At 53.3% G+C, this 523-nt stretch carries 1 protein-coding gene; it reads left to right on the forward strand.

From position 1 onward, the window contains the following. Positions 1–118: 118 nt before the first annotated feature. Positions 119–523: hypothetical protein (locus AB843_RS24595; protein ID WP_048649566.1), on the forward strand; the 405-nt coding region annotated here is incomplete at its 3' end.

Consider the following 523-nt stretch of genomic DNA (forward strand, 5'->3'; position numbering starts at 1 on the left):
CTTCTTCTTCTTTCTCTTGCGCTCTTCATCGCCTCCATTGTCTCTGCTCGTGATCTTACTCAAATCCCCAAAGCTAAGGATGAAGCCAAGGAAGTAGATGGATACGGTGGAGGCTACCATGGAGGTGGTGGAGGCTACCATGGAGGAGGTGGTGGAGGATACCATGGAGGAGGTGGAGGCTACCACCATGGAGGTGGTGGACACTACCCACCAAATGCCCAAGACAACAAGGATGATGTCAAACCCGACGGTTACGGATACGGCCATGGTGGAGGTTACGGTCATGGCGGAGGATACGGTGGTGGCGGCTATGGCCATGGTGGTGGCGGCTATGGAGGAGGCTATGGCCATGGTGGTGGCAGCTATGGAGGAGGCTATGGACACGGAGGTTACGGACACGGTGGAGGTTATGGACACGGTGGTGGAGGTCACTACCCACCCAAGCAAGAAAATGGCAACTAAAGCAAAGCATCATACTCCGTACTCCGTATTATTATTAGCTCTAATCAATCCAAGTATACGC

It is taken from the genome of Nitratireductor soli (assembly GCF_001050155.1).
Lineage (GTDB): Bacteria > Pseudomonadota > Alphaproteobacteria > Rhizobiales > Rhizobiaceae > Nitratireductor > Nitratireductor soli.